This is a genomic window from Dyella acidisoli (assembly GCF_030160295.1).
Taxonomy (GTDB): Bacteria; Pseudomonadota; Gammaproteobacteria; order Xanthomonadales; family Rhodanobacteraceae; genus Dyella_B; species Dyella_B acidisoli.
In genome coordinates, this window is record NZ_BSOB01000023.1 from 1 (window position 1) to 21,737 (window position 21,737).

A 21,737-nucleotide genomic window follows, 5' to 3' on the forward strand; every position below is an offset into this window, starting at 1 on the left:
CCACCTTGGTGAGGCCTCATACATAGATGCAGCCGGCATTCGGGGATGAAAAAAGCGGTTGACGAAGGGGGCGAGTCCATACATAGGCTGGGATGCCAATCCCAGCTTCAGACTTGCGATGAAGCTGGGATTGCATCCCGGCCTACGTCGGCTACAGTGCGTGCCATGCACAGTATTGTTCTGGTCGATGATCACGCCATCGTTCGCGAGGGGTTCAAACGGCTTATCGAAATGGAGCCGGATCTCGAGGTCGTGGCCGAATGCCGCAATGCTGACGACGCGGTCGAGGCCATCTCTCACTTCCGCCCGGATCTGGTGGCGCTCGATTTGTCGCTGCCCGATGGCAGCGGCTTGCCGTTGATCGAACATCTGCGCAGCGTGGCTACCGGTACGCGCATCGTGGTGCTGAGCATGCATGACGGCGAGCCGTACGTATCGGAAGCGCTACGGCGCGGTGCGAGCGGCTATGTCACCAAGGGTGCTGCGCCGGAAGAATTGGTGGCCGGGTTGCGTGCGGTGATGCGCGGCGAGCAGTTCTTGAGTTCCGACTTGCGGCAGCGTCGCGCGGAGCGGCCGAACGATACGCTCGATCCGGTCGATCGGCTTACCGCGCGCGAGCATGAGGTGTTTCTGTTGCTGGCGGCTGGACGTGCGCCGAAGCAGGTGGCAGCGGAGTTGGGGATTGGGCAGAAGACGGTGTACATCCACCGTGCGAGCTTGATGGGGAAGCTTGGGGCGGGGTCGGAATTGGATCTTTATCGCATTGCCAGCGAGCGTGGGTTATTGCCGATTCGCACTTGACGGCGATGTGGTCTGTCGCGAGGGTGGCCCCTCACCCCAACCCTCTCCCCGGAGGGGAGAGGGAGCAATAAGCATTACACCGTTTGCGCCTGCTCCAACATCTTCTTCGCATGCGCACGAGTCTCGCGCGTAATCTCCACACCACCTAGCATGCGCGCCAACTCATCGCGACGACCTTCGGTGTTCAACACCTCGATGCGGGTGTGCGTAGAGCCGTCGGAAGCATGTTTGCTGACACGCAAATGCGCATGACCTTGTGCGGCGACTTGCGGCAGATGTGTCACGCACAACACCTGGCAACGCGAGCCGAGGGCACGCAATTTCTGGCCGACCACTTCGGCTACTGCGCCACCGATGCCTGTATCGACTTCGTCGAACACCATGCAGCCAATGGTGTCTTTGCCCAACGTCGCCACTTCGATCGCCAGGCTGATGCGTGCCAGTTCGCCGCCTGAGGCGACTTTGCGCAAGGGACGTGGCGGCTGGCCGGGGTTGGCGCTGACCAGCAGTTCGCAGCGTTCGCGGCCCTGCGGATCGGGATCGCTGGTTTCGGAAGCTTCCAGCGTCACCAGCAATACGCCGCCGGCCATGCCGAGTTCCGCCATCAAGGCGCTTACTTCCTTGCCAAGACGTTTCGCTGCGGTTTGTCTTGCCTTGCTCAGTGCTTCTGCCGCTTTGTCGTAATCGCGCTGGAGTTGCGTGCGCTGCGCTTGGAGCTTTTCGAGTGCCTCACCGGCGTTTTCCAGTTCGGTCAATTCGCTCTGCAACGCGATGCGCTTGTCGTCGAGTTCTGCGACGGGCAAGCGATGTTTGCGCGACAGTTCGTGCAGACGCGTGAGATGGGTGTCGACCTCGGCGTAGCGCTCTGGATCGAGATCGACATCTTGTGCGTAGCGCGCAAGGCCGTCGACGGCTTCGGTGAGCTGGATTTGCGCGTTGTCGAGCAGTTCGAGCATCGGTGCGAGGCGATCGTCGAGCGTAGCAAGACGGCCCAGTTCCGCATGCGCACGACCAAGCGACATACGCAATGCAAATTCGCTGTCGCCGTCGAGCAGATCGACCACACCCGTGATGCCCTCAGTGAGCTTGCTGGCGTTGGCGAGGCGCTTGTGGCTGTTTTCCAGTTCCATTAACTCTGCGGCGGGCAGCGCCCATTTTTCCAGTTCGGAAAGTTCGTGCCGCAGCAGTTCCAGGCGATGCTCGCGATCTTCGCCGCCGCTCAGCTTGCGGATACGTGCGCCGAGTTCACGCCACTGCAGGGCGAGGTCGCGCACTTGCGCTACACGCACTTCGTTTTCAGCGTAGGCATCAAGCAGATTCAATTGATGCGTGCGCTCCAGTAGCGCCTGGTGTTCATGCTGGCCGTGGATTTCTACCAGCAACGCAGCCAGCTCGCTGATCTGGCCGACAGTGGCGGGGCGGCCATTGATCCAGGCGCGCGAACTGCCCTCGGCGCGGATCACACGGCGCAATTGGCAGGCACCGTCTTCGTCCAGCTCTTCGCGCTTCAGCCAGTCATGCGCCTCGGGCAGGTTGCCAAGGTCGAACTCGGCGGCGAGTTCCGCGCGATCGCTGCCGCTTCGCACGATGCCGCTATCGGCACGTGCGCCGGCCAGCAGCATCAGGGCGTCGACCAGCAGGGACTTGCCCGCGCCGGTTTCCCCGCTGACCACGGTGAGGCCTGGGCCAAAGGCGAGATCGGCTTCTTCAACGACGGCGAGATGGCGGACGTAGAGGGAGGTGAGCATGGGGTGGCGTGATGGTGACCGGCGCGATTGTAAGGGGGAGCAGGGAACGGGGAATAGGGAGCATGGAAGTTAACGTGATCGAGTTGTTCTCTCGTTCCCCCAATCCCCGTTCCCCGCCTTTGGAGTATTTCTTGCATTCTCTCCCATCAAACCTTATTTGTTAGGTGTCTCACGGATTGCCACAGCGCATGTCTCGTCACCCTCCTGGCCAAGAACTCGATGCTCGCGCACGGCGCTTATTGCGCACGTTGATCGCGCAGTATCTGGTCGACGGCGAGCCGGTCGGTTCGCGCACGCTGTCGCGCTCTTCCGGACTGGACGTGAGCCCGGCCACCATCCGCAACGTCATGGCGGATTTGGAGGAAGCCGGCTTGATTGCCTCGCCGCATACCTCGGCCGGACGTATTCCCACCCCGCGCGGCCTGCGCCTGTTCGTCGACAGCCTGATCGAATTGCAGCCGCTGCCACGCGATGAAATGGTGCGCTTGCAGCGTGAACTGCCGCCCGGCCCGGCGACGGTGCGCGACCTGGTCGGCAACGCTTCGGTGCTGCTTTCGGCGATGACCCATTTCGCGGGCGTGGTGACGGTGCCGCGCCAGACCGATTTCCCGCTGCGCCATATCGATTTCATGCCGCTGCCGGATGCACGCGTGCTGGTGATCCTGGTGTTCTCCGACAACCAGGTGCAGAACCGCGTGATCCAGCTGGCCAAACCGGTGGAGGCGAGGGATCTGGAGCAGGCGGCCAACTACATCAACGAGCATTTCGTGGGCCTGCGCGTGGACGACATTCGCGCGCATTTGCTGCGCGAACTGCGTGAGGCCAGCAGCGAGTTGCATCAGATGCTGGCCCAGGCAGTGGAACTGGCAGCAGCATCCTTCGCGCCGCAGGATGAGGACGTACTGGTCAGCGGCCAGACCAACCTGATGGCCTATGCGGAGCTGGCCAACCTCGACCGTCTGCGCGAGCTGTTCGAGGCATTCCAGAAGAAGAACGAACTGCTGCAATTGATGGAAACCTGCGCCAAGGCGCCTGGCGTGCGCCTGTTTATTGGCGAGGAATCGGGATTCGCAGCGCTGGATGGTTGCAGCGTGGTCACTGCCAGTTACGGGGCGCAGGGCCGGTTGTTGGGTGCGGTCGGTGTGATCGGACCCACGCGGATGGCCTATGATCGCGTGATTCCGGTGGTGCAAGCCACGGCGCGACTGCTCAGCGATGCCTTGAATCGCGCTGCCACGACCTTATAAAGGCCGGTTGGGAGGCGGGCTCACCCGCAAAATTTTTTCGATGGTCGGTATCGCATGCCGGCCCAGGACGATGTTTGGAGTCATTCATGCATAACAGCGATTCGCAATCGCCGGACCAGGCACCTGAAATGGACGCGCAGAACGCCGCAACGGGCGGTGAACTGGACGCGCTCAAGGCCAAGCTGGCCGAGCTGGAGGCGAGCAATCGGGAGCTGCGCGAAACCGTGCTGCGCGAAAAGGCTGAGCTGGAAAACCAGCGCCGCCGCCTGCATCGCGACCTGGAGCAGGCACGCCGCTTCGCCAACGAAAAGCTGCTCAACGATCTGCTGCCGGTGTATGACGGCTTGGAGCGAGGCCTGACGACCGAAGGCGGGGATGTCGCCACGATTCGCGAAGGCCTGAGCCTCACCCTGAAGGAACTGCTGCGCATCGCCAGCAATAACGGCCTGGTGCAGGTCGATCCGGTCGATCAGCCGCTCGATCCGGAACGTCATCACGCCGTGAGCATGGTGGAAGCGCCGGGCAAGGCAGCCGGCACTGTGGTGGCGGTGTTGCAAAAAGGCTATGTACTCAACGATCGATTGCTGCGCCCGGCATTGGTGACCGTGGCCAAGGACGACTAGCTAAACGGCACCTGTAATTTCAGAACTGCAGGGTTTACCTGGTATTGAACGACTTTCGCCAGAACCCCATCTGACAGACATTCGCGGCCGAGGGGTCGCACACGAGATTTCCGGAGAGCACACATCATGGGCAAGATCATCGGCATCGACCTGGGCACGACCAACTCGTGCGTCGCCATCATGGATGGCAGCACCGCCAGGGTGATCGAAAACTCGGAAGGCGATCGCACTACGCCGTCCATCGTTGCATTCACCAAGGACAACGAGGTGATGGTAGGTGCCCCCGCCAAGCGTCAGGGCGTCACCAATCCGAAGAACACCTTCTACGCGGTGAAGCGCCTGATCGGCCGCAAGTTCACCGATGCCGAGGTGCAGAAAGACATCCACATCGTGCCGTACGGCATCGTCGCCCACGAAAACGGTGATGCCTGGGTGCAGACCTCCGACGGCAAGAAAATGGCGCCGCAGGAAATCTCTGCCAAAGTGCTGATGAAGATGAAGAAGACCGCCGAGGATTACCTTGGCGAAACGATCACCGAAGCCGTGATCACCGTGCCGGCCTACTTCAACGATAGTCAGCGCCAGGCCACCAAGGACGCCGGTCGCATCGCCGGCCTGGACGTGAAGCGCATTATCAACGAGCCGACCGCGGCTGCGCTGGCCTACGGCCTGGACAAGAAGGGCGGTGATCGCAAGATCGCGGTGTACGATCTCGGCGGTGGCACCTTCGACGTATCGATCATCGAAATCGCCGAAGTCGACGGCGAGAAGCAATTCGAAGTGCTGGCCACCAATGGCGACACGTTCCTCGGCGGCGAAGACTTCGACAAGCGCGTCATCGACTATCTCATCGAAGAATTCAAGAAGGATCAGGGCATCGACCTCAGCAAGGATCCGCTGGCGCTGCAGCGCCTGAAGGATGCGGCCGAACGCGCCAAGATCGAACTGTCGTCCTCGCACCAGACCGAAGTGAACCTGCCGTACGTGACGGCGGATGCGTCCGGTCCGAAGCATCTGAACATCAAGCTCACCCGCGCCAAGCTGGAAGCGCTGGTGGAAGACTTGGTCAAGCGCACCATCGAACCGTGCCGCACCGCGCTCAATGACGCTGGCCTGCGCGTGTCCGACATCAGCGAAGTGATCCTGGTCGGCGGCCAGACCCGCATGCCGAAGGTGCAGGAAGCGGTGAAGGATTTCTTCGGCAAGGAGCCGCGCAAGGACGTCAACCCGGACGAAGCGGTCGCCGTGGGCGCGGCCATTCAGGGCGGCGTGCTGGGTGGTTCGGTGAAGGACGTGCTGCTGCTCGACGTTACCCCGCTGTCGCTGGGTATCGAAACCATGGGCGGCGTGATGACCAAGCTGATCGAGAAGAACACCACGGTGCCGACCAAGGCCTCGCAGGTCTTCTCCACCGCCGAAGACAACCAGACCGCGGTGACTGTGCATGTGCTGCAGGGCGAGCGCGACCGCGCCAGCGCGAACAAGTCGTTGGGCAAGTTCGACCTGGCCGGCATTGATTCTGCGCCGCGCGGCATGCCGCAGATCGAAGTGACCTTCGACATCGACGCCAACGGCATCTTGCACGTGTCCGCGAAGGACAAGAAAACCGGCAAGGAACAGCGCATCGAGATCAAGGCCGGTTCCGGTCTGTCGGAAGAAGAGATCCGCCGCATGGTGGCCGACGCGGAAAGCCACAAGGAAGAAGACCGCAAGTTCCAGGAACTGGTCGGCACACGCAACAAGGCGGATCAGCTGGTCCACGCCACGCGCAGCGCATTGAAGGAGTATGGCGGCAAGGTGCCGGGTGCGCAGCTCAGCGAGATCGAAGGCGCGCTGTCCGACCTGGAAAAGGTGAAAGACAGCGACGACAAGGACGCCATCGAGGCCAAGATCCAGAAGCTGGAGCAGGTGGCGCAGTCGCTGTATGCCGCGGCTCAGGCAGGTCACGCCGACGCTGGCGCAGGCGCCCAGCAGCACGGACCGGGTCCGGGCGGCTCCGCACAGCCGGACGATGTGGTCGATGCTGAATTCACCGAAGTGAAGAATGACGGCAAGTCTTAAGCTACAAGCCGTTTGACGACGAGCGCTCCACATGGGGCGCTCGTTTCGTGTCGGGAGGGGAGACGATGGAAAAGGGGCGGCTCGAGGCCTTCAGCGATGGCGTGCTCGCCATCATCATCACCATCATGGTGCTGGAGCTGAAGGTGCCGCACGGCGATGGCTGGGATGTTCTGTTTCAGCAGTGGCCGGTGTTCCTGAGCTACGTATTGAGCTTCATCTACGTAGGCATTTACTGGAACAATCATCACCATTTCATGCATGCTGCGGAGAAGGTGAGCGGCGGCGTGCTCTGGACCAATCTCCACCTGTTGTTCTGGTTGTCGTTGATGCCGGTGACCACCGGCTGGATGGGCGAAAATCACTTTGCAAGGCTGCCGGTGGCGGTATACGGCTTCGTGTTGATGATGTGCGCCATCGCGTGGCAGCCATTCCAGCACAGCCTGATCGCGGCCAACGGCGGCAAAGGCTCCCTCCTGGCCCAGGCGTTAGGTGGTGACTGGAAAGGCAAGGTCGCCGTCGCCATGTATCTAGGCGGCATCCTGCTGGCGTTTGTGGCGCCGTGGGTGTCGTGTGTTCTTTATGCCACGGTGGCTGCGATCTGGTTCATTCCCGATCGGCGCATCGAATCGCGGATCAAGCAATGAGCAAGCGTGACTACTACGAAATTCTCGGTGTCGAACGTTCGGTCAACGAGGCTGAGCTGAAAAAAGCATTTCGTCGCCTGGCGATGAAATACCATCCCGACCGCAGCCCGGACGATCCGCACGCACAGGAGAAGTTCAAAGAGGCCAAGGAAGCCTACGACGTACTTTCCGATACGCAGAAGCGTTCGATGTATGACCAGTACGGCCACGCCGCGTTCGAAGGCGGCATGGGCGGTCGCGGCGGTGGTGCCGGCTTCGGCGATATGGGCGATATCTTCGGGGATATTTTCGGCGACATCTTCGGTGGCGGCCGTTCCTCGCGTCCGCGGCGCGGTGCGGATCTGCGCTACATCATGGAGCTTGATCTCGAAGAAGCCGTATTCGGTATCGAGAAGAAGTTCGACATTCCCACCCAGGTCAATTGCCATCACTGCAATGGTAGCGGTTCGGAGGACGGCAAGACCGTCAGCTGCCGCACCTGTAACGGCCACGGCCGCGTGCGCATGCAGAACGGCATCTTTTCGATCCAGCAGACCTGCCCGCATTGCGGCGGCAGTGGTCGCTCGATTGAGAAACCCTGCAAGAAATGTCATGGCGAAGGACGTCTGGAAGAAACACGCACCTTGTCCGTGCGCATTCCGGCCGGCGTCGACAATGGCGACCGCATTCGTTTGGCCGGGCAGGGCGAAGCCGGTCCGGCTGGCACGGAAGCAGGTGATCTTTACGTGGAAGTGCACGTGCGCGAGCACGAGATTTTCCAGCGCGATGGCAACAATCTCTTCTGTGAAGTGCCGATCCGCATCTCGCAGGCCGCGCTGGGCACAGAGCTGCAAGTGCCCACCTTGGATGGCGAAGTCGCCATGACCATTCCGCCGGAAACGCAAACCGGGCAGCAGTTTGTGTTGCGCGGGCGTGGCGTGAAGTCCGTGCGCGGTGGACGCACCGGCGACTTGATCTGCCGCGTGATGGTGGAAACACCGGTGCGCCTGACGCGCGAACAGCGCGAACTGCTGGAGCAACTGGAAGCCACCTTTACCGAGGACGACGAGCACACGCCGCGTGCGAAGGGTTTTATGGATGGCGTGAAGCAGTTTTGGTCGCGGGTGACTTCCTGAGTTCGAGATGTGCTCCCTCTCCCCTCTGGGGAGAGGGTTGGGGTGAGGGGCCAATCTTGCGAAGATGTGGATCTTTTCCAATAGTGCTTCGATGCAACTTCATCGCAAGATTGGCCCCTCACCCTAGCCCTCTCCCCGAAGGGGAGAGGGAATAAAAGCGCAAGGACACCTCGCATGACCCAGCCCATCCGCCTCGCCATCAACGGTGCCTCCGGGCGAATGGGTCGTGCGCTACTTGCGCTGATTCGCGAAGACGGACGCTTTGAACTGGTGAGCGCCCTGGTATCCAAAAGTTCGGCCCATAACGGCGCGCCGGTCTTTCCCGAACTACCCAGCTTGCTGCGCTACTCCGATGAGTGGGACGCGATCGCCGCAGACGTCGTCATCGACTTCAGCGGCCCGGATGGACTCGCCTCGGCCATTGCATATTGTGTTGCGCACGACGCTGCGCTGGTGACGGGCACGACAGGCATCGATGCGTCGTTGCAAACCAAACTCGATGAAGCGAGCCAACGTATTCCGCTGTTACACGCCACCAACTTCAGCCTGGGCGTCGCGGTGCTGAAACGTTTGTTACGCCAAGCTGCGGCAGCGCTGCCCGATTGGGATCTGGAAATCATCGAAGCGCATCACAACCGCAAGGAAGATGCGCCGTCCGGCACTGCGCTTACCTTGGGACACGCCGCCGCCGAAGCGCGTGGCACCACATTGGCGAAAGATGCCGTGTACACGCGCGAAGGCCGCCCTGGTGCACGTCGCAGCGGCAGCATTGGCTTTGCGGTGGTGCGCGGAGGCGATGTGGTGGGCGAGCACACGGCTTTGTTGCTTGGTCAGGGCGAGTGCGTCGAGCTGAGTCATCGCGCGACCGATCGTTCGATCTTTGCGCGCGGTGCGCTGGAAGCTGCGGCATGGCTGGCGGGTCGCAAGCCTGGTAGCTATGACATTGACGATATGCTCCAAGCTCGCGTTGCGGGTTGACTGTATCGCAGCACCAAATTCTTCTGATCCTCGACATGAAACCGTGCAGAGGGTTGATATGAAAACGCTACACTGGCTGGCATGCTGCCTGGGAGCCGTGGTTATGTCCGCCGCCATCCACGCCAATGAAAAGCCGATCGCCGCGAAGCTGCTGGTGATCGGCCATCGTGGCGCCAGCGCCTTGCGGCCCGAGCACACGTTGGAGTCCTACGCCAAAGCGATTGCCGACGGCGCGGACTATGTGGAACCCGATCTGGTCATGACCAAGGACGGCATCCCCGTGGCTCGACACGAGAACGAGATCAGTGGCACCACGGACGTGGCCAATCATCCGGAATTCGCTTCGCGCAAAACCACCAAGACCATCGATGGGCACAGCGTCACGGGTTGGTTCACGGAAGACTTCACGCTGGCCGAACTGAAAACGTTACGTGCGCGCGAACGTTTGCCGGAGTACCGCAGCACGCAATACGACGGTGATTTCCAGGTGCCGAGCTTTGAGGAAATCATCGATTTCGTTGCGACCGAAGCGGCTACGCGCGGGCGCGTCATCGGCATCATTCCGGAGATCAAGCATGGTACCTATTTTCAGAAGATAGGTCTGCCGATGGAGGATTGCGTGCTGGCGATCATCGTTGCGCATCACTACACGCAGCATGCGCCGGTGGAAATCCAGTCGTTCGAAATCGCCAACCTACGTTATTTGCGAGAGAAGTTGGGCAAGATCCATCCCAATGTGCGTCTGCTGCAATTGATCGATGATCCTCACGAACAGCCGTTCGATGTAGTGGCAGAAGGCGGCAAGCTTAACTATGGCGACATGATGAAGCCCACCGGGCTACGCGAGATTTCCGGCTATGCCGATGCGATCGGCCCAAACATTCGGGAGATCATCCCGTTGAAGGCCGACGGTACATTAGGCACACCCACATCGCTGGTGCACGATGCGCATGCGGCGGGATTGGAGCTGCATCCGTATACGTTCCGCCCAGAGAATCATTTCCAGGCAAAGAATTTCTGGCAAGGCAGTGATCCGAAGACCTTCAACGAGGCGGGTTCGATCGCCGAGATCCGCGCTTACCTCGCTGCAGGGATTGATGCGTTCTTTACTGACGATCCGGCGATTGGGCGCAAGGCGGTGGATGGGCGTTGATGTTCAGTAGTCAATTGCTTTTGCTGCCGCTACGCGCCGCGGCTCTAAAAACTTCTTGAGTGAGTCCCTTTCCCTTCGGGAGAGGGTGCCAAGAGGCGGGTGAGGGTTCGGGCGAAGCGCAATGCCTAGTTCTTGCACGAGTCTTTGTCATCGCGCGCTGCTCGCACCCTTACCCCGACCCCTCTCCCGGAGGGAGAGGGGCTTAGAAGTTGTGAGCCCACATCAAAGCCGGTAGGATTTGCGCCACTCACTGTCATTGGGGAGTAGCCATCCTCGCTGCAGTAGGCCGCCAGGCCCACACGCATGCAGGAATTCGCGTCAACACACTTGAAGCTAAGGCTTCATGGCGCGAATGGTTATCGCAGATGTTCCGTTTGCGATGGTCCGGCGAGACCTTTGGCCACGACGCGCTCACCCCGGCCGGGCGAGCAGCTGGCGTGTGCCATTGGTTTCTGCTCGCCCGGCCCGGAATTTGTCATGGTTCTCACAGCACTGCTGTTCCTGCTTTCCGCAGCGGCCATCTATGCGGCCTGCGAGTACTTCGTCAACAGCATCGAGTGGTTAGGAAAAAAGCTTCATCTCGCTGAGACCGCCACGGGTACCGTGCTTGCAGCGTTCGGCACGGCTTTGCCGGAAAGCGCAGTGACGTTCGTCGCAGTGGTGATGGGGCGTACGCCCGAAGTGCGAGACATCGGTGTTGGCTCGGCGATGGGCGGTCCTCTGGTGCTGGCCACCATCGCCTACGCTGTGGTGGGTATTGCGCTGTGGAGCAACCGCGGCCGTTTGGGACGCACGACGATGCGCGTGCAAGTCGAAGATGCGCGTCTGGCGCGTGACCAGGGGTGGTTCCTTTCCATCTTCGTGGCGAAGTGCGCGCTCGGCCTGATCGCGTTTGCATTCAAACCGTGGCTGGGTGTGCTGTTCCTACTGGCGTATGCGGTCTACGTGTGGCGCGAACTGAAAGATGAAGGCGCTGCAGCCGATCACGAGGAACTCGAACCACTGAAATTTCAGCCGGGCGCCGCGATACCGACGATGCTGGCCGTGTCGTTGCAGGCGATGCTTTCGTTAGGGGTGATCGCGGTAGCCTCGCACATTTTCGTTCTGCAGCTCGAAAGTATTGGCGTGGCGATGCATCTTCCGCCGCATCTGGTGGCATTGGTGCTGAGCCCGGTTGCGACCGAACTGCCTGAAACCATGAATGCGTTGATCTGGGTGCGTCAGGGCAAGGAGCGGCTGGCGTTGGCGAATATTTCTGGTGCGATGATGATTCAGGCCACGGTACCTAGCGCATTGGCGATATTTGCCACGCCATGGATGTTCGATGCGCCGTTGATCGTGTCAGGGGTGCTGACCATGCTGGCGATTATCTTTCTGTGGGGGCTGTTCCGGCGTGGTCGCGTCGATGGCCGTGCCTTGGTGCCTGTCGGTTTGTTCTACGCAGTGTTTGCGTTCTACGCGATCAGGTCTTTCGTGTAGGTTGAGGTGCAAACCCCAACATCGGGATGTATGTACGCACGGAGATGTTGGGGTTTTCACCCCAGCCTACGCAGCTGCGGGCTTTCAGGATTCACCCAGGCGGGATAGCTCAAGCTTGGCCGCCTTCAACCACTCTTGTTCTTTGCGTCGATAGTAGCGGGGCATCAATTCGGCGCGTCGGAGCTGACTCTGCAGCACGCTGCGTGCTTCGGCAAGGTGCTGGCTTCGCGCGAGCAGGCGTCCGTAACGGAAGCGGCCTTCTTCGCCAGGGTAGCTGTCTGCCAGCACGCGATATTCGTCCAGCGCAGCTTCGGTGTCACCGAGTTCTTCGAGGCAGTGCGCGTGGAGCAGCTGAACCTCGTTCGATTTGTAGTTCGGATTGGCTTGGGTCAGTGCGTCCAGCGTTTGGCGCGCATCGGCGTAATGTTCATTGCCGGCTTGTGCGTGGGCGAGACCTTCCATGAAATGCGGATCAGTGGCGTACATGCCGGTGAGCAAACCTTGATACAACTCTTGCGCGTTGACGTAATCGCCTTGTTGCAGGCATTCCTCGGCAAGCCGGCGGCGATTGTCGATGGTGTTGCTCAGTTCCAGCTGGCGCTGCAGTTCGCGCCGGCGGCGTTGCGGATCGATCACCTTCATCGCGGTACGGGCAGCGCTGCGGCCGTGGGGGTTGTGTCCAAGATCGGGGATGACCGCAATCAGCACGTAAACCAGTATCGCCAGATACGATCCGATCAGGATCAGCACAATCCAGTACAGCGGACGGCCGCTGCGAATGACATGGACGGCGCAGGCCACCTGCAGGGCCAGAGACAGCAAAAACACAAAAGACATGGCTTCCCTCGAAGCACTTGAAGTCGCGATGTTACGTCAGGTGCCTGCTGTTGTATCGCGTTAGTCGCCGTGGAAATTGGACATCATGCCAAAACAAGCGGCGACGAGCAGCAACGCTACGGCAACCATGGATAGCAGTCCAAGCATCAGCCCCAGGCCCGTACGCGTCTTGCCTTTTCGGTAGCTCCAGATGGCGAAGGCGATGATGAACACGTAGGGCAGCAACCACAGCACGATGACCGATTCGCTGAAACGGGTCACGAGGGAGGTGGCGATCGTCATGCACACGGACGTTCCCACCACTGCAATGCCCCAGGCAAGGCCGATACCGGCGCCCAGCGAACCTTTGTCCTCGGGAGGATTATCGCGATGAAAATCGCCAGGTGAGGGTTCGTTGGTGTTGTTCATAGGATGAATTCCTTTCGAAGCGCTCAGTCACCGATTCCGCCGCGCAACATGCCAAAGCACGCCGCGACCAGCAGCAGTGCGACGGCAATGATGGATAGCAAGCCGAGCATCAATCCAAGGCCGGTTCTGGTCTTGCCCGTTCGGTATTGAAAAACGGCCAGGATCACGATGAGAAGATAGGGCAAGAGAAAAAGCGCAGCGATCCAGCTGCTGTGAACGGCGTAGAACGAGGTAATGATCACGAAGCCCAATAAACTGCCGAGTATTGCTATGGCCCAGGCCAGCCCTATGCCCAGGCCAAGTGAGCCGTGATCCTTCTGGAGTTCGTTCGATTCGGACAGCTGAGCCCGCGGAGGTTCATACGGCGGAACGCTGTTCATGGCATGCCATCCTCGATGGCGCGCACCTGTTCGATTTCGCGTCGCAATGCTTCCAGCTTCACCGCTTTGTCGTCGCGATAAAACAAATTGAACGTGTCGAACGGAATGATGCGACCATCCGGCTGCGCAATATGCACGCAGGATTTCTTCACCGCACGCAGATCGAACCCGTGTGCATCGATGAACTGCATGATCAGCACACGGAAGACGTTGCGGTAAGAGAGATCGGCCGGCGCTTGCACTTGCGGCAGGCAGCAGAGGAGATCCGATAGCGAACACGCCTGTGATTCGGGTGAATGGTTGGTGGCGAACAGTTCGAACACGTGCGCGCGCAATTCTTCATCGCGCTCGACCACGATGGTGTTGCGTCCCTTGCTGACCAGCGTTTCGGGCGAGACGAAGCGAGTCAACGGCAACACCTGACTGTCCAGTTTCAAGGCATAGGCCATGGCCAGACAATCGGGGTTGCAGGGGACAGGAATCAGATCATCGGGATGGAAGATCGCACTTTGCTCAAGGATGCGGCGGCGCACCTCGCTCAAGGTCAGGCGATCGCGTTCGGTGTCATAGCCTTCCAGACGGCCAGCCGCCTGGATCGGCTGGAAGGTGACGCCGCGCACGCAGGGCTGGGTGAGGGCAAACTCGATGATGGAGCCAAGTTCGTCGTCGTTGAGCCCTTTCTTGACGGTCACCACGAGCGTGGTGGAAATGTCATAGCGATTGAGATGTTCCAGCGCCTTCAGACGCACGTCGCGCAATTTCGCGCCGCGCAGATCTTTGTGCACCTCATCGCGCAGCGAATCGAATTGCAGATAGAGCTCGAAGCCCGGCTGATAGTCAGCAAGTCGCGCCGCGAAATCCGGCTCTTTGGCAATGCGCAGGCCGTTGGTGTTGACCATCAGATGCCGGATCGGCCGTTGCCTGGCGGCATCGAGGATGGCGAAAAAATCCGGATGCAGGGTTGGCTCGCCACCTGAAATCTGCACCACATCGGGCTCGCCTTCATTGGCGACCACCGCATCGAGCATGCGCTCGACCGTGGCAAGGTCGCGGTAACCCGGACGATGCGGGCCGCTCTCCGCGTAGCAGATCGGGCAATGCAGGTTGCAGTGATCGGTGATTTCGACCAGGGTCAAGCAGGAGTGCTGCATGTGTTCCGGACACAGCCCGCAATCGTAGGGGCAACCGAAATGCTGTGGCGTGTTGAACTGCTGGGGCAGTTCCGGCGGTTTGATGTACACCTCGCGGCATTGACGGTAATACGCCGCGTCATCCGCAATCAGCACACGTTCGCGACCGTGATGCGGGCACCACTTTTCGAGGTAGACACGCTCGTCCTTGATCAGGATTTTCGCTTCCACCCGGCGCAGGCATGTGCTGCAGATGGATACGGCGCTGTCGTAAAACAGATACGGCCTTACCTTGGCTCCCATGCGCTGCGGTTCCCCTTAAGCAGTATGTTCGCGATCCTTGGAATGTCCCGATGGTAGTAGAGCAAGCCAGCGATGCAAAGCCACTGTAGGCCGGACAGATGGCCTGGATAGATGTAGAACACCGGCTTGATGAATTCCACCAGCAGGCGGAAGCCGAGATAGCCAATCATGAAAGCGCAAAAGCGATCACCCTGCTGCGCAAAATCATGGCGCCGCACATGGATCCATGCGTACTGCGCAAGCAGAAAGAGGATTTCGTAGATCTGCGTGGGATGACGTGTAATACCGTCGCCGAAATCCACGCCCCAGGGCAGAGAGGTGGCGATGCCATAGGTGTGATCTTGCAGTCCTGCGAGATAGCAGCCGATGCGGCCGATGCACATGCCCACGGTCAGCGGCAACACAAAAGCATCGCCGGTGGATTGCTCGACACCTGTGATCTTCTTGCACAGCTCCACCCCCAGCAGGCCGCCGAGCAACGCGCCGATGATGGACTTGCCCTGCAGCAGGTTGCGTATATCAGGGAAGTTTTGAAACGCGGTGAGTGGATCGTCCAACCAGTAGGAAAGTTTGGCGCCCAGTGCAGCGCCGACGATGGCGCTCACGGCAATCCATGCCACTTCGTCTTTATGCTTGAACGCGCTGGGTGCAAGACGTTGGCGTGTCCACAAAAAAGTGCGAAAGCCGATCGCATAGGCCAACGCTTCGCAGACGGTGTGAAGCGCGACGGGCGTCATGGGTGGAAGGTGTGGGAGGGGGCTGGGTAGATGTAACCGTCAATCACGGTGCGACGCATTGCGATCGCGCCCGGCGCCCAGCTTGCGATCCAGCACGCCGAAGAGTTTTTTGAACGTGCGTGAGAATTTGCCGCGCTTGGTCTTGCGCAGCTTCTCCTCCTCGCTGGTGAGCCACGCGACCTGCACCACACGACGCTCGCCTTCGTATGGCAGATGTCCGTGGAAGGAGTTTTCGCATCGCTTGAACACGGCAAATTCACCGTACAGCGGCTTGAGTTCCGGTGCGACCAGATCGTCAATGTTGTCCACGCGATTGAGGAAGCGCAGGCAGCCATCGCTGGTATCGGGCCACTGCGTGTTGAGATAGAGCAGGGCGGTGGCGACTTTGGAGCGGCTGTCGGTGTGGATGGTGCCGTGACGCTTGTTGAGCGCGCGGCATAGCGTGATCAGCGTGGGGTACTGACCCAGGTTTTCGATGCCCAGGTAGCGGCCGATCGCGCTGGCAAATTCAGGCGTGGTGAGCTGATCGACCAGCGCGTTGACGGAGGGGCCGCAGTCAGTCGGGTCATAAGGAAAAAAGCCCGCGCTGCTGTACTTTGGGAAATCCCGCGTAAGGTCGGTGCGTGCCTCGTCCGGCAACTGGCCGTGCGCGATCATGAACGGGAACGGCTGCTGGCGCACATCCGTGTCCGGGCGATCGAGTCGGGCGGGGTCCAGCAGTAGGGCGGTCGCGTTCATCAAGCTTCGCAGCTTTCCTGGCTAAGTGGCGGCTCAGTCTAGCGCGAGCGCGCTATCGGTGCGCCATATGACCATCCGTCTTCAGCGATGCGTTTGAGTGGACAGAGAGGCGCGCGAAGCCTATCATTTCAACCCGCCCGAGACTTTCCTTCACCTAAGGTCCACAAGCCTGCTTCGATGCGGCTTGCGGACCTTGCTGTACCTAAAAGGCGGCCCTCTCCATGCCTCATCCCGCTCTGCTTGCCCTCGAAGATGGCAGCGTATTCCACGGCTACGCCGTAGGTGCGACTGGCGAAACCGTTGGCGAAGTGGTTTTCAATACGGCGATGACGGGCTACCAGGAGATCCTCACCGATCCCTCCTATGCCCGCCAGATCGTCACCCTTACTTATCCGCATATCGGCAACACCGGCTGCAACGAGGTGGATGCCGAATCCGACAAGGTGCACACCGCCGGCCTGATCGTGCGCGACGTGCCGCGCCGGGCCAGCAACTGGCGCAGCACCGAGAGCCTGCCCGACTACCTGCAGCGTCATGGCATCGTTGCCATTGCCGGCATCGACACACGCCGGCTCACGCGCATCTTGCGTGACAAGGGCGCACAGAACGGCTGCCTCGTCGCAGGCGAATCGATTGATGTCGACGCCGCGCTTGCCAAGGCGCGCGCCTTCCCTGGCTTGAACGGCATGGACCTGGCCAAGGTGGTCAGCGTCGACAAGTCGTACAACTGGAACGAGGGTGTGTACGACCTCGACCGCACCGTGTTCCAAGTCAGCGACAAGCGTTTCAACGTGGTCGCCTACGATTACGGCGTGAAGCGGAACATTCTGCGTCTGCTGGCCGAGCGTGGTTGCGAAATCACCGTGGTGCCCGCGCAAACGCCAGCCGCTGAAGTGCTGGCCATGGATCCAGATGGCATATTCCTTTCCAACGGTCCCGGTGATCCGGCTGCTTGCGATTACGCCATCGCTGCCGCGCGCGAATTCCTTGCCACGGACATTCCGCTGTTCGGCATCTGCCTGGGTCATCAGATCATGGGCGCGGCGCTGGGCGCGAAAACGCTGAAGATGAAGTTCGGCCACCACGGGGCGAATCATCCGGTGAAGGATCGCGACGACGGCCGCGTGCTGATCACATCGCAGAACCATGGCTTTGCGGTGGATGCTTCCACGCTGCCTTCGAACGTGCGCATTACGCACACTTCGCTGTTCGATGGTTCGCTGCAGGGTTTTGCGCTTACCGATCGCCCAGCGTTCTGTTTCCAAGGCCATCCAGAGGCGAGCCCCGGCCCGCACGATATTGGTTACTTGTTCGATCGTTTCGCCAAGCTGATGCAGGAGGCCCGCTGAGATGGCCAAGCGTAAAGACATCAAAAGCATCCTGATCATCGGCGCTGGCCCGATCGTGATCGGCCAGGCCTGTGAGTTCGACTACTCCGGCGCGCAGGCGTGTAAGGCGCTGCGGGAAGAGGGCTACCGGGTGATCCTGGTGAACTCGAACCCCGCCACGATCATGACCGATCCCAACATGGCCGATGCGGTCTATATCGAGCCGATCAACTGGCAGACGGTGGAGCGCATCATCGCCAAGGAGCGTCCGGATGCGGTGCTGCCCACCATGGGCGGCCAGACTGGCCTCAACTGCGCGCTTGATCTCGCCGACAACGGTGTGCTCGATAAGTACGGCGTGGAGCTGATCGGTGCGTCGCGCGAAGCGATCCGCATGGCCGAAGACCGTGAGCTGTTCCGCGTCGCGATGTCAGAGATCGGGTTGGAATGTCCGAAGGCGGCGGTCGCGCGCTCGTTCGAACAGGCGGTGGAGATCCAGGCGACGGTCGGTTATCCCACCATTATCCGTCCCAGCTTTACGCTCGGCGGTTCCGGTGGCGGTATCGCATACAACCGCGAAGAATTCGAAGAAATCGTCAAGCGCGGTCTGGAGCTTTCGCCGGTGCACGAAGTGCTGGTGGAAGAGTCCGTGCTTGGCTGGAAGGAATTCGAGATGGAAGTGGTCCGCGACAAGGCGGACAACTGCATCATCGTGTGTTCCATCGAAAATCTCGACCCGATGGGTGTGCACACCGGTGACTCCATCACCGTTGCGCCGGCGCAGACGCTCACCGACAAGGAATACCAGCGCCTGCGTGATGCCTCCATCGCCGTGCTGCGCAAGATCGGCGTGGATACCGGTGGTTCCAACGTGCAGTTCGGCGTGAATGCCGAAACTGGCCGCGTGGTGGTGATCGAAATGAATCCGCGCGTGTCGCGTTCGTCCGCGCTGGCCTCGAAGGCTACCGGCTTCCCGATTGCCAAGATCGCAGCGAAGCTGGCGGTGGGCTACACGCTGGATGAACTCAAGAACGACATCACCGGCGGCCTCACGCCGGCTTCGTTCGAGCCGACCATCGACTACGTGGTCACCAAGATTCCGCGCTTCGCGTTCGAAAAATTCCCGCAAGCCGACGCACGCCTCACTACCCAGATGAAGTCAGTGGGCGAGGTGATGGCGATCGGCCGCAGCTTCCACGAATCGCTGCAGAAGGCGCTGCGTGGTCTGGAAATCGGCAAAACAGGTTTAAACCCGACGGGCCTGGACATTGCCAGCGAAGATGGGCTGGCAACGCTCAAACGCGAACTGCGTGAGCCGCGTCCTGATCGCGTGTTCCATCTGGCTGACGCATTCCGCGCAGGTTTGACGCTGGAGGAAGTGCACGACTTGAGCCGCGTCGATCCGTGGTTCCTCGCCGCGTTCGAAGACATTGTGCTGACCGAGAAGGAAGTGCGCGAGCAAGGGCTGACCAAGCTTGATGCCTTGCGCATGCGCGAGCTGAAGCGGCTCGGTTTCTCCGATGCGCGTCTGGCCGAGCTAACGAGCACCGATGAAGCAGCGATCCGTCACTTGCGCCGCACGCTGGGCGTGCGCCCGGTGTACAAGCGCGTGGACTCCTGCGCAGCCGAGTTCGCCACCACTACGGCTTACATGTACTCGACCTACGAGGAAGAGTGCGAAGCCAATCCGACCAACCGCGATAAGGTGATCGTGCTGGGTGGCGGTCCGAACCGTATCGGCCAGGGCATCGAATTCGATTACTGCTGCGTGCACGCCGCATTGGCGCTGCGCGAAGACGGGTTCGAGACCATCATGGTCAACTGCAACCCGGAAACGGTCTCTACCGATTACGACACATCAGATCGCTTGTACTTCGAGCCGCTGACGCTCGAGGACGTGCTTGAAATCGTCGATCTTGAAAAGCCGAAGGGCGTGATCGTGCAGTATGGTGGCCAAACGCCGCTGAAACTGGCGCGTGCGCTGGAAGCGGCGGGTGCGCCGATCATCGGTACGACGCCTGATTCGATCGATTTGGCGGAAGATCGCGAGCGCTTTCAGCAGATGATCACGAAGCTCGGCCTCACCCAGCCGCCGAACCGCACTGCGCGCAACGCTGACGAAGCTTTGGCGCTGGCGCGCGAGATTGGCTATCCGCTAGTCGTGCGTCCGAGCTACGTGCTCGGTGGCCGCGCGATGGAAGTGGTGTACGACGACGCGGACCTCTCGCGTTACATCCGCGAAGCCGTGCAAGTGTCGAACGATTCGCCGGTACTGCTCGATCGCTTCCTTGATCACGCGGTGGAAGTGGACGTCGACGTTATCGCCGACCGTGACGGTAACGTGCTGGTTGGCGGCATCATGGAGCATATCGAAGAAGCCGGCGTGCACTCGGGCGATTCGTCCTGCTCACTGCCGCCTTACTCGCTGTCGCCCGCGATCCAGAACGAGTTGCGTCGTCAGGTCGGCCTGATGGCGAAAGAGCTGAAAGTGATCGGCCTGATGAACACGCAGTTTGCGATCCAGGGCGAAACGGTGTTCATCCTGGAAGTGAATCCGCGTGCATCGCGCACAGTGCCGTTCGTCTCCAAGGCGACCGGCGTAGCGCTCGCCAAGATCGCTGCGCGTTGCATGGCTGGACGCACGCTGGAAGAGCAGGACGCCACGCGTGAAGTGATCCCCGGCTACTACTCGGTGAAGGAAGCGATCTTCCCGTTCCTGAAATTCCAGAACGTCGATCCGATCCTTGGTCCGGAAATGCGCTCCACCGGCGAGGTGATGGGCGTGGGCCGCAGCTTCGGTGCGGCGTTCGCGCGTGGTCACGATGCGGCGGGCATCAAGACGCCGCCGAAGGGCAAGGTGTTTGTCTCGGTGCGTGACGCCGACAAGGACCGCTTGCTGCCTATCGCAGCAGATATCGCCTCGCGCGGCTTCACGCTCGTCGCTACGGCCGGTACGGCAAGCTATCTCACCGCGCATGGTGTGATCTGCGAGCGCATCAACAAAGTGCTCGAGGGCCGTCCGCATATCGTCGACCTGATCAAGAACGGCGAAATCGTCTATATCGTCAACACCACCGAGGGCAAGCAGGCGATTGCCGACTCGTTCTCGATCCGGCGCGAAGCGCTGCAGCATCGCGTCACGTATTCCACCACGGTTGCAGGCGCGCGCGCCCTGGTGCACTCGTTGGATTTCCACGACAGTGGCGAAGTGCACAGCCTGCAAGAACTGCATAAGGAGTTGAACGCATGAGTCGTGCACCCATCACCAAGATTGGTTCGGAACGTCTGCGTGGTGAGTTGGAACGCCTGAAATCGGTCGAGCGGCCGAAGATTATTGCGGCGATCGCTGAAGCGCGCGCGCATGGTGATTTGAAGGAAAACGCCGAATATCACGCCGCGCGTGAGCAGCAGAGCTTTATCGAAGGACGCATCAAGGAACTGGAAGCGGCACTGTCCACCGCCGAAGTGATCGATGTGTCGCGACTCAACCCCGGCAACAAGATCGTGTTCGGCGCGATCGTGGAACTGGAAGACGAAGAAAGCGGCGAAGCAGTGAAATACCAGATCGTCGGTGACCTCGAAGCCGATATCAAGCAAGCCTTGATCGCGGTGTCTTCGCCCATTGCGCGCGCGTTGATTGGCAAGAGCGAAGGCGACAGTTTCGAGTTCAAAGCGCCCAATGGCGTAAAGCGTTACGAAATTACGGGCGTCAGCTACGAGTGATCTCCACTACTCCCTCTCCCTCCGGGGAGAGGGTTGGGGTGAAGGGCAACCTCGCGAAAGATTGCATTGAATTCTCTTCGCGCATAAAAAAAAGCCGCTTCGCAGCGGCTTTTTTATTGGCTCGTGGCCTCAACTCAACGCTGACGCGCCTTGAAGCGCGGGTTGCTCTTGCAGATCACGAACACTTTGCCGCGACGGCGCACAACCTTGCAGTCACGGTGCCGCTGCTTGGCGGACTTCAAAGAGGAAAGCACCTTCACGGCAGGCTCCTGGAACGAAACGAAATAAAGAAAGCGCGGAAGTA

20 protein-coding genes and 1 riboswitch are annotated in these 21,737 nt (G+C 60.4%); of the genes, 12 read left to right on the forward strand and 8 right to left on the reverse strand.

The genetic code is table 11. The features are described from left to right. The first annotated feature begins 165 nt into the window (after positions 1 to 165). Positions 166 to 801, forward strand: a complete 636-nt coding sequence (locus QQJ86_RS12900; RefSeq protein ID WP_284321364.1) for a response regulator — start codon at positions 166 to 168, stop codon at positions 799 to 801. Positions 802 to 875: 74 nt separating this feature from the next. On the opposite strand, the gene recN is transcribed toward QQJ86_RS12900, so the two are convergent. Continuing rightward, positions 876 to 2,549, reverse strand: coding sequence for a DNA repair protein RecN (gene recN, locus QQJ86_RS12905; protein WP_284321365.1), 1,674 nt, complete (start codon positions 2,547 to 2,549; stop codon positions 876 to 878). 188 nt (positions 2,550 to 2,737) lie between these two features. Between recN and hrcA the strand changes: the two genes are divergently transcribed. The 8 genes from hrcA (at position 2,738) to QQJ86_RS12945 (ending at position 11,849) form a co-directional block, all read left to right on the forward strand. Then, positions 2,738 to 3,796 carry a heat-inducible transcriptional repressor HrcA gene (gene hrcA / locus QQJ86_RS12910; RefSeq protein ID WP_284321366.1) on the forward strand — a complete coding sequence of 353 codons (1,059 nt, stop codon included), beginning with the start codon at positions 2,738 to 2,740 and terminating at the stop codon, positions 3,794 to 3,796. 86 nt (positions 3,797 to 3,882) lie between these two features. Further along, entirely contained in the window at positions 3,883 to 4,419 is a 537-nt protein-coding gene (grpE, locus tag QQJ86_RS12915; protein ID WP_284321367.1) for a nucleotide exchange factor GrpE, read from the forward strand. A gap of 126 nt (positions 4,420 to 4,545) precedes the next feature. Further along, on the forward strand, positions 4,546 to 6,480 hold the full coding sequence (dnaK, locus tag QQJ86_RS12920; RefSeq protein WP_284321368.1) for a molecular chaperone DnaK: 1,935 nt from the start codon (positions 4,546 to 4,548) through the stop codon (positions 6,478 to 6,480). Positions 6,481 to 6,545: 65 nt separating this feature from the next. Further along, positions 6,546 to 7,124, forward strand: coding sequence for a TMEM175 family protein (locus QQJ86_RS12925; RefSeq protein WP_284321369.1), 579 nt, complete (start codon positions 6,546 to 6,548; stop codon positions 7,122 to 7,124). After that, complete coding sequence (gene dnaJ, locus QQJ86_RS12930) at positions 7,121 to 8,239, forward strand: molecular chaperone DnaJ (RefSeq protein WP_284321370.1); 1,119 nt, start codon at positions 7,121 to 7,123, stop codon at positions 8,237 to 8,239. The genes QQJ86_RS12925 and dnaJ overlap by 4 nt, the downstream gene beginning before the upstream one ends. A gap of 174 nt (positions 8,240 to 8,413) precedes the next feature. Beyond that, on the forward strand, positions 8,414 to 9,217 hold the full coding sequence (dapB, locus tag QQJ86_RS12935; protein WP_284321371.1) for a 4-hydroxy-tetrahydrodipicolinate reductase: 804 nt from the start codon (positions 8,414 to 8,416) through the stop codon (positions 9,215 to 9,217). Positions 9,218 to 9,320: 103 nt separating this feature from the next. After that, positions 9,321 to 10,370: a glycerophosphodiester phosphodiesterase gene (locus QQJ86_RS12940; RefSeq protein ID WP_284321372.1), complete on the forward strand. Its 1,050-nt coding sequence runs from the start codon at positions 9,321 to 9,323 to the stop codon at positions 10,368 to 10,370. 246 nt (positions 10,371 to 10,616) lie between these two features. Then, positions 10,617 to 10,756: riboswitch (yybP-ykoY riboswitch) on the forward strand. A 91-nt stretch (positions 10,757 to 10,847) separates the two neighbouring features. After that, positions 10,848 to 11,849, forward strand: coding sequence for a sodium:calcium antiporter (locus tag QQJ86_RS12945; RefSeq protein ID WP_284321373.1), 1,002 nt, complete (start codon positions 10,848 to 10,850; stop codon positions 11,847 to 11,849). Positions 11,850 to 11,933: 84 nt separating this feature from the next. Here the strand turns inward: QQJ86_RS12945 and QQJ86_RS12950 are convergent, their stop codons facing one another. The 6 genes from QQJ86_RS12950 to QQJ86_RS12975 are packed head-to-tail and all read right to left on the reverse strand — an operon-like array spanning position 11,934 to position 16,382. Further along, complete coding sequence (locus tag QQJ86_RS12950; protein WP_284321374.1) at positions 11,934 to 12,686, reverse strand: tetratricopeptide repeat protein; 753 nt, start codon at positions 12,684 to 12,686, stop codon at positions 11,934 to 11,936. Between the two features lie 60 nt (positions 12,687 to 12,746). Further along, positions 12,747 to 13,094 (reverse strand): hypothetical protein, encoded by a 348-nt coding sequence (locus tag QQJ86_RS12955; RefSeq protein ID WP_284321375.1) that lies wholly within the window; start codon positions 13,092 to 13,094, stop codon positions 12,747 to 12,749. A gap of 23 nt (positions 13,095 to 13,117) precedes the next feature. Continuing rightward, entirely contained in the window at positions 13,118 to 13,474 is a 357-nt protein-coding gene (locus tag QQJ86_RS12960) for a hypothetical protein (protein WP_284321376.1), read from the reverse strand. Further along, positions 13,471 to 14,907 carry a radical SAM protein gene (locus tag QQJ86_RS12965; RefSeq protein ID WP_284321377.1) on the reverse strand — a complete coding sequence of 479 codons (1,437 nt, stop codon included), beginning with the start codon at positions 14,905 to 14,907 and terminating at the stop codon, positions 13,471 to 13,473. The genes QQJ86_RS12960 and QQJ86_RS12965 overlap by 4 nt, the downstream gene beginning before the upstream one ends. Beyond that, positions 14,892 to 15,644, reverse strand: a complete 753-nt coding sequence (locus tag QQJ86_RS12970) for a prolipoprotein diacylglyceryl transferase (RefSeq protein WP_284321378.1) — start codon at positions 15,642 to 15,644, stop codon at positions 14,892 to 14,894. Before QQJ86_RS12970 ends, QQJ86_RS12965 begins: the two co-directional genes overlap by 16 nt. A gap of 39 nt (positions 15,645 to 15,683) precedes the next feature. Beyond that, complete coding sequence (locus QQJ86_RS12975) at positions 15,684 to 16,382, reverse strand: 2OG-Fe(II) oxygenase (protein ID WP_284321379.1); 699 nt, start codon at positions 16,380 to 16,382, stop codon at positions 15,684 to 15,686. Positions 16,383 to 16,603: 221 nt separating this feature from the next. On the opposite strand from QQJ86_RS12975, the gene carA reads away from it, so the two are divergent. The 3 genes from carA to greA are packed head-to-tail and all read left to right on the forward strand — an operon-like array spanning position 16,604 to position 21,433. Then, positions 16,604 to 17,731, forward strand: a complete 1,128-nt coding sequence (carA, locus tag QQJ86_RS12980; RefSeq protein ID WP_284321380.1) for a glutamine-hydrolyzing carbamoyl-phosphate synthase small subunit — start codon at positions 16,604 to 16,606, stop codon at positions 17,729 to 17,731. Between the two features lies 1 nt (position 17,732). Beyond that, a complete protein-coding gene (gene carB / locus QQJ86_RS12985; protein ID WP_284321381.1) occupies positions 17,733 to 20,960 on the forward strand; it encodes a carbamoyl-phosphate synthase large subunit in 3,228 nt (1,075 codons plus the stop codon). Then, complete coding sequence (gene greA, locus QQJ86_RS12990) at positions 20,957 to 21,433, forward strand: transcription elongation factor GreA (RefSeq protein ID WP_284321382.1); 477 nt, start codon at positions 20,957 to 20,959, stop codon at positions 21,431 to 21,433. The genes carB and greA overlap by 4 nt, the downstream gene beginning before the upstream one ends. Before the next feature lie 134 nt (positions 21,434 to 21,567). Here the strand turns inward: greA and ykgO are convergent, their stop codons facing one another. Further along, the gene (gene ykgO / locus QQJ86_RS12995; RefSeq protein WP_008215056.1) at positions 21,568 to 21,693 is read right to left on the reverse strand and encodes a type B 50S ribosomal protein L36; all 126 of its coding nucleotides are present in this window, start codon (positions 21,691 to 21,693) and stop codon (positions 21,568 to 21,570) included. Between the last annotated feature and the right edge of the window lie 44 nt (positions 21,694 to 21,737).

Bases quoted from the DNA above. Each gene is read 5' to 3' on its own strand.
- QQJ86_RS12900 (WP_284321364.1), top strand. From the start codon at position 166: ATGCACAGTATTGTTCTGGTCGATGATCACGCCATCGTTCGCGAGGGG.
- recN (WP_284321365.1), bottom strand. From the start codon at position 2,549: ATGCTCACCTCCCTCTACGTCCGCCATCTCGCCGTCGTTGAAGAAGCC.
- hrcA (WP_284321366.1), top strand. From the start codon at position 2,738: ATGTCTCGTCACCCTCCTGGCCAAGAACTCGATGCTCGCGCACGGCGC.
- grpE (WP_284321367.1), top strand. From the start codon at position 3,883: ATGCATAACAGCGATTCGCAATCGCCGGACCAGGCACCTGAAATGGAC.
- dnaK (WP_284321368.1), top strand. From the start codon at position 4,546: ATGGGCAAGATCATCGGCATCGACCTGGGCACGACCAACTCGTGCGTC.
- QQJ86_RS12925 (WP_284321369.1), top strand. From the start codon at position 6,546: ATGGAAAAGGGGCGGCTCGAGGCCTTCAGCGATGGCGTGCTCGCCATC.
- dnaJ (WP_284321370.1), top strand. From the start codon at position 7,121: ATGAGCAAGCGTGACTACTACGAAATTCTCGGTGTCGAACGTTCGGTC.
- dapB (WP_284321371.1), top strand. From the start codon at position 8,414: ATGACCCAGCCCATCCGCCTCGCCATCAACGGTGCCTCCGGGCGAATG.
- QQJ86_RS12940 (WP_284321372.1), top strand. From the start codon at position 9,321: ATGTCCGCCGCCATCCACGCCAATGAAAAGCCGATCGCCGCGAAGCTG.
- QQJ86_RS12945 (WP_284321373.1), top strand. From the start codon at position 10,848: ATGGTTCTCACAGCACTGCTGTTCCTGCTTTCCGCAGCGGCCATCTAT.
- QQJ86_RS12950 (WP_284321374.1), bottom strand. From the start codon at position 12,686: ATGTCTTTTGTGTTTTTGCTGTCTCTGGCCCTGCAGGTGGCCTGCGCC.
- QQJ86_RS12955 (WP_284321375.1), bottom strand. From the start codon at position 13,094: ATGAACAACACCAACGAACCCTCACCTGGCGATTTTCATCGCGATAAT.
- QQJ86_RS12960 (WP_284321376.1), bottom strand. From the start codon at position 13,474: ATGAACAGCGTTCCGCCGTATGAACCTCCGCGGGCTCAGCTGTCCGAA.
- QQJ86_RS12965 (WP_284321377.1), bottom strand. From the start codon at position 14,907: ATGGGAGCCAAGGTAAGGCCGTATCTGTTTTACGACAGCGCCGTATCC.
- QQJ86_RS12970 (WP_284321378.1), bottom strand. From the start codon at position 15,644: ATGACGCCCGTCGCGCTTCACACCGTCTGCGAAGCGTTGGCCTATGCG.
- QQJ86_RS12975 (WP_284321379.1), bottom strand. From the start codon at position 16,382: ATGAACGCGACCGCCCTACTGCTGGACCCCGCCCGACTCGATCGCCCG.
- carA (WP_284321380.1), top strand. From the start codon at position 16,604: ATGCCTCATCCCGCTCTGCTTGCCCTCGAAGATGGCAGCGTATTCCAC.
- carB (WP_284321381.1), top strand. From the start codon at position 17,733: ATGGCCAAGCGTAAAGACATCAAAAGCATCCTGATCATCGGCGCTGGC.
- greA (WP_284321382.1), top strand. From the start codon at position 20,957: ATGAGTCGTGCACCCATCACCAAGATTGGTTCGGAACGTCTGCGTGGT.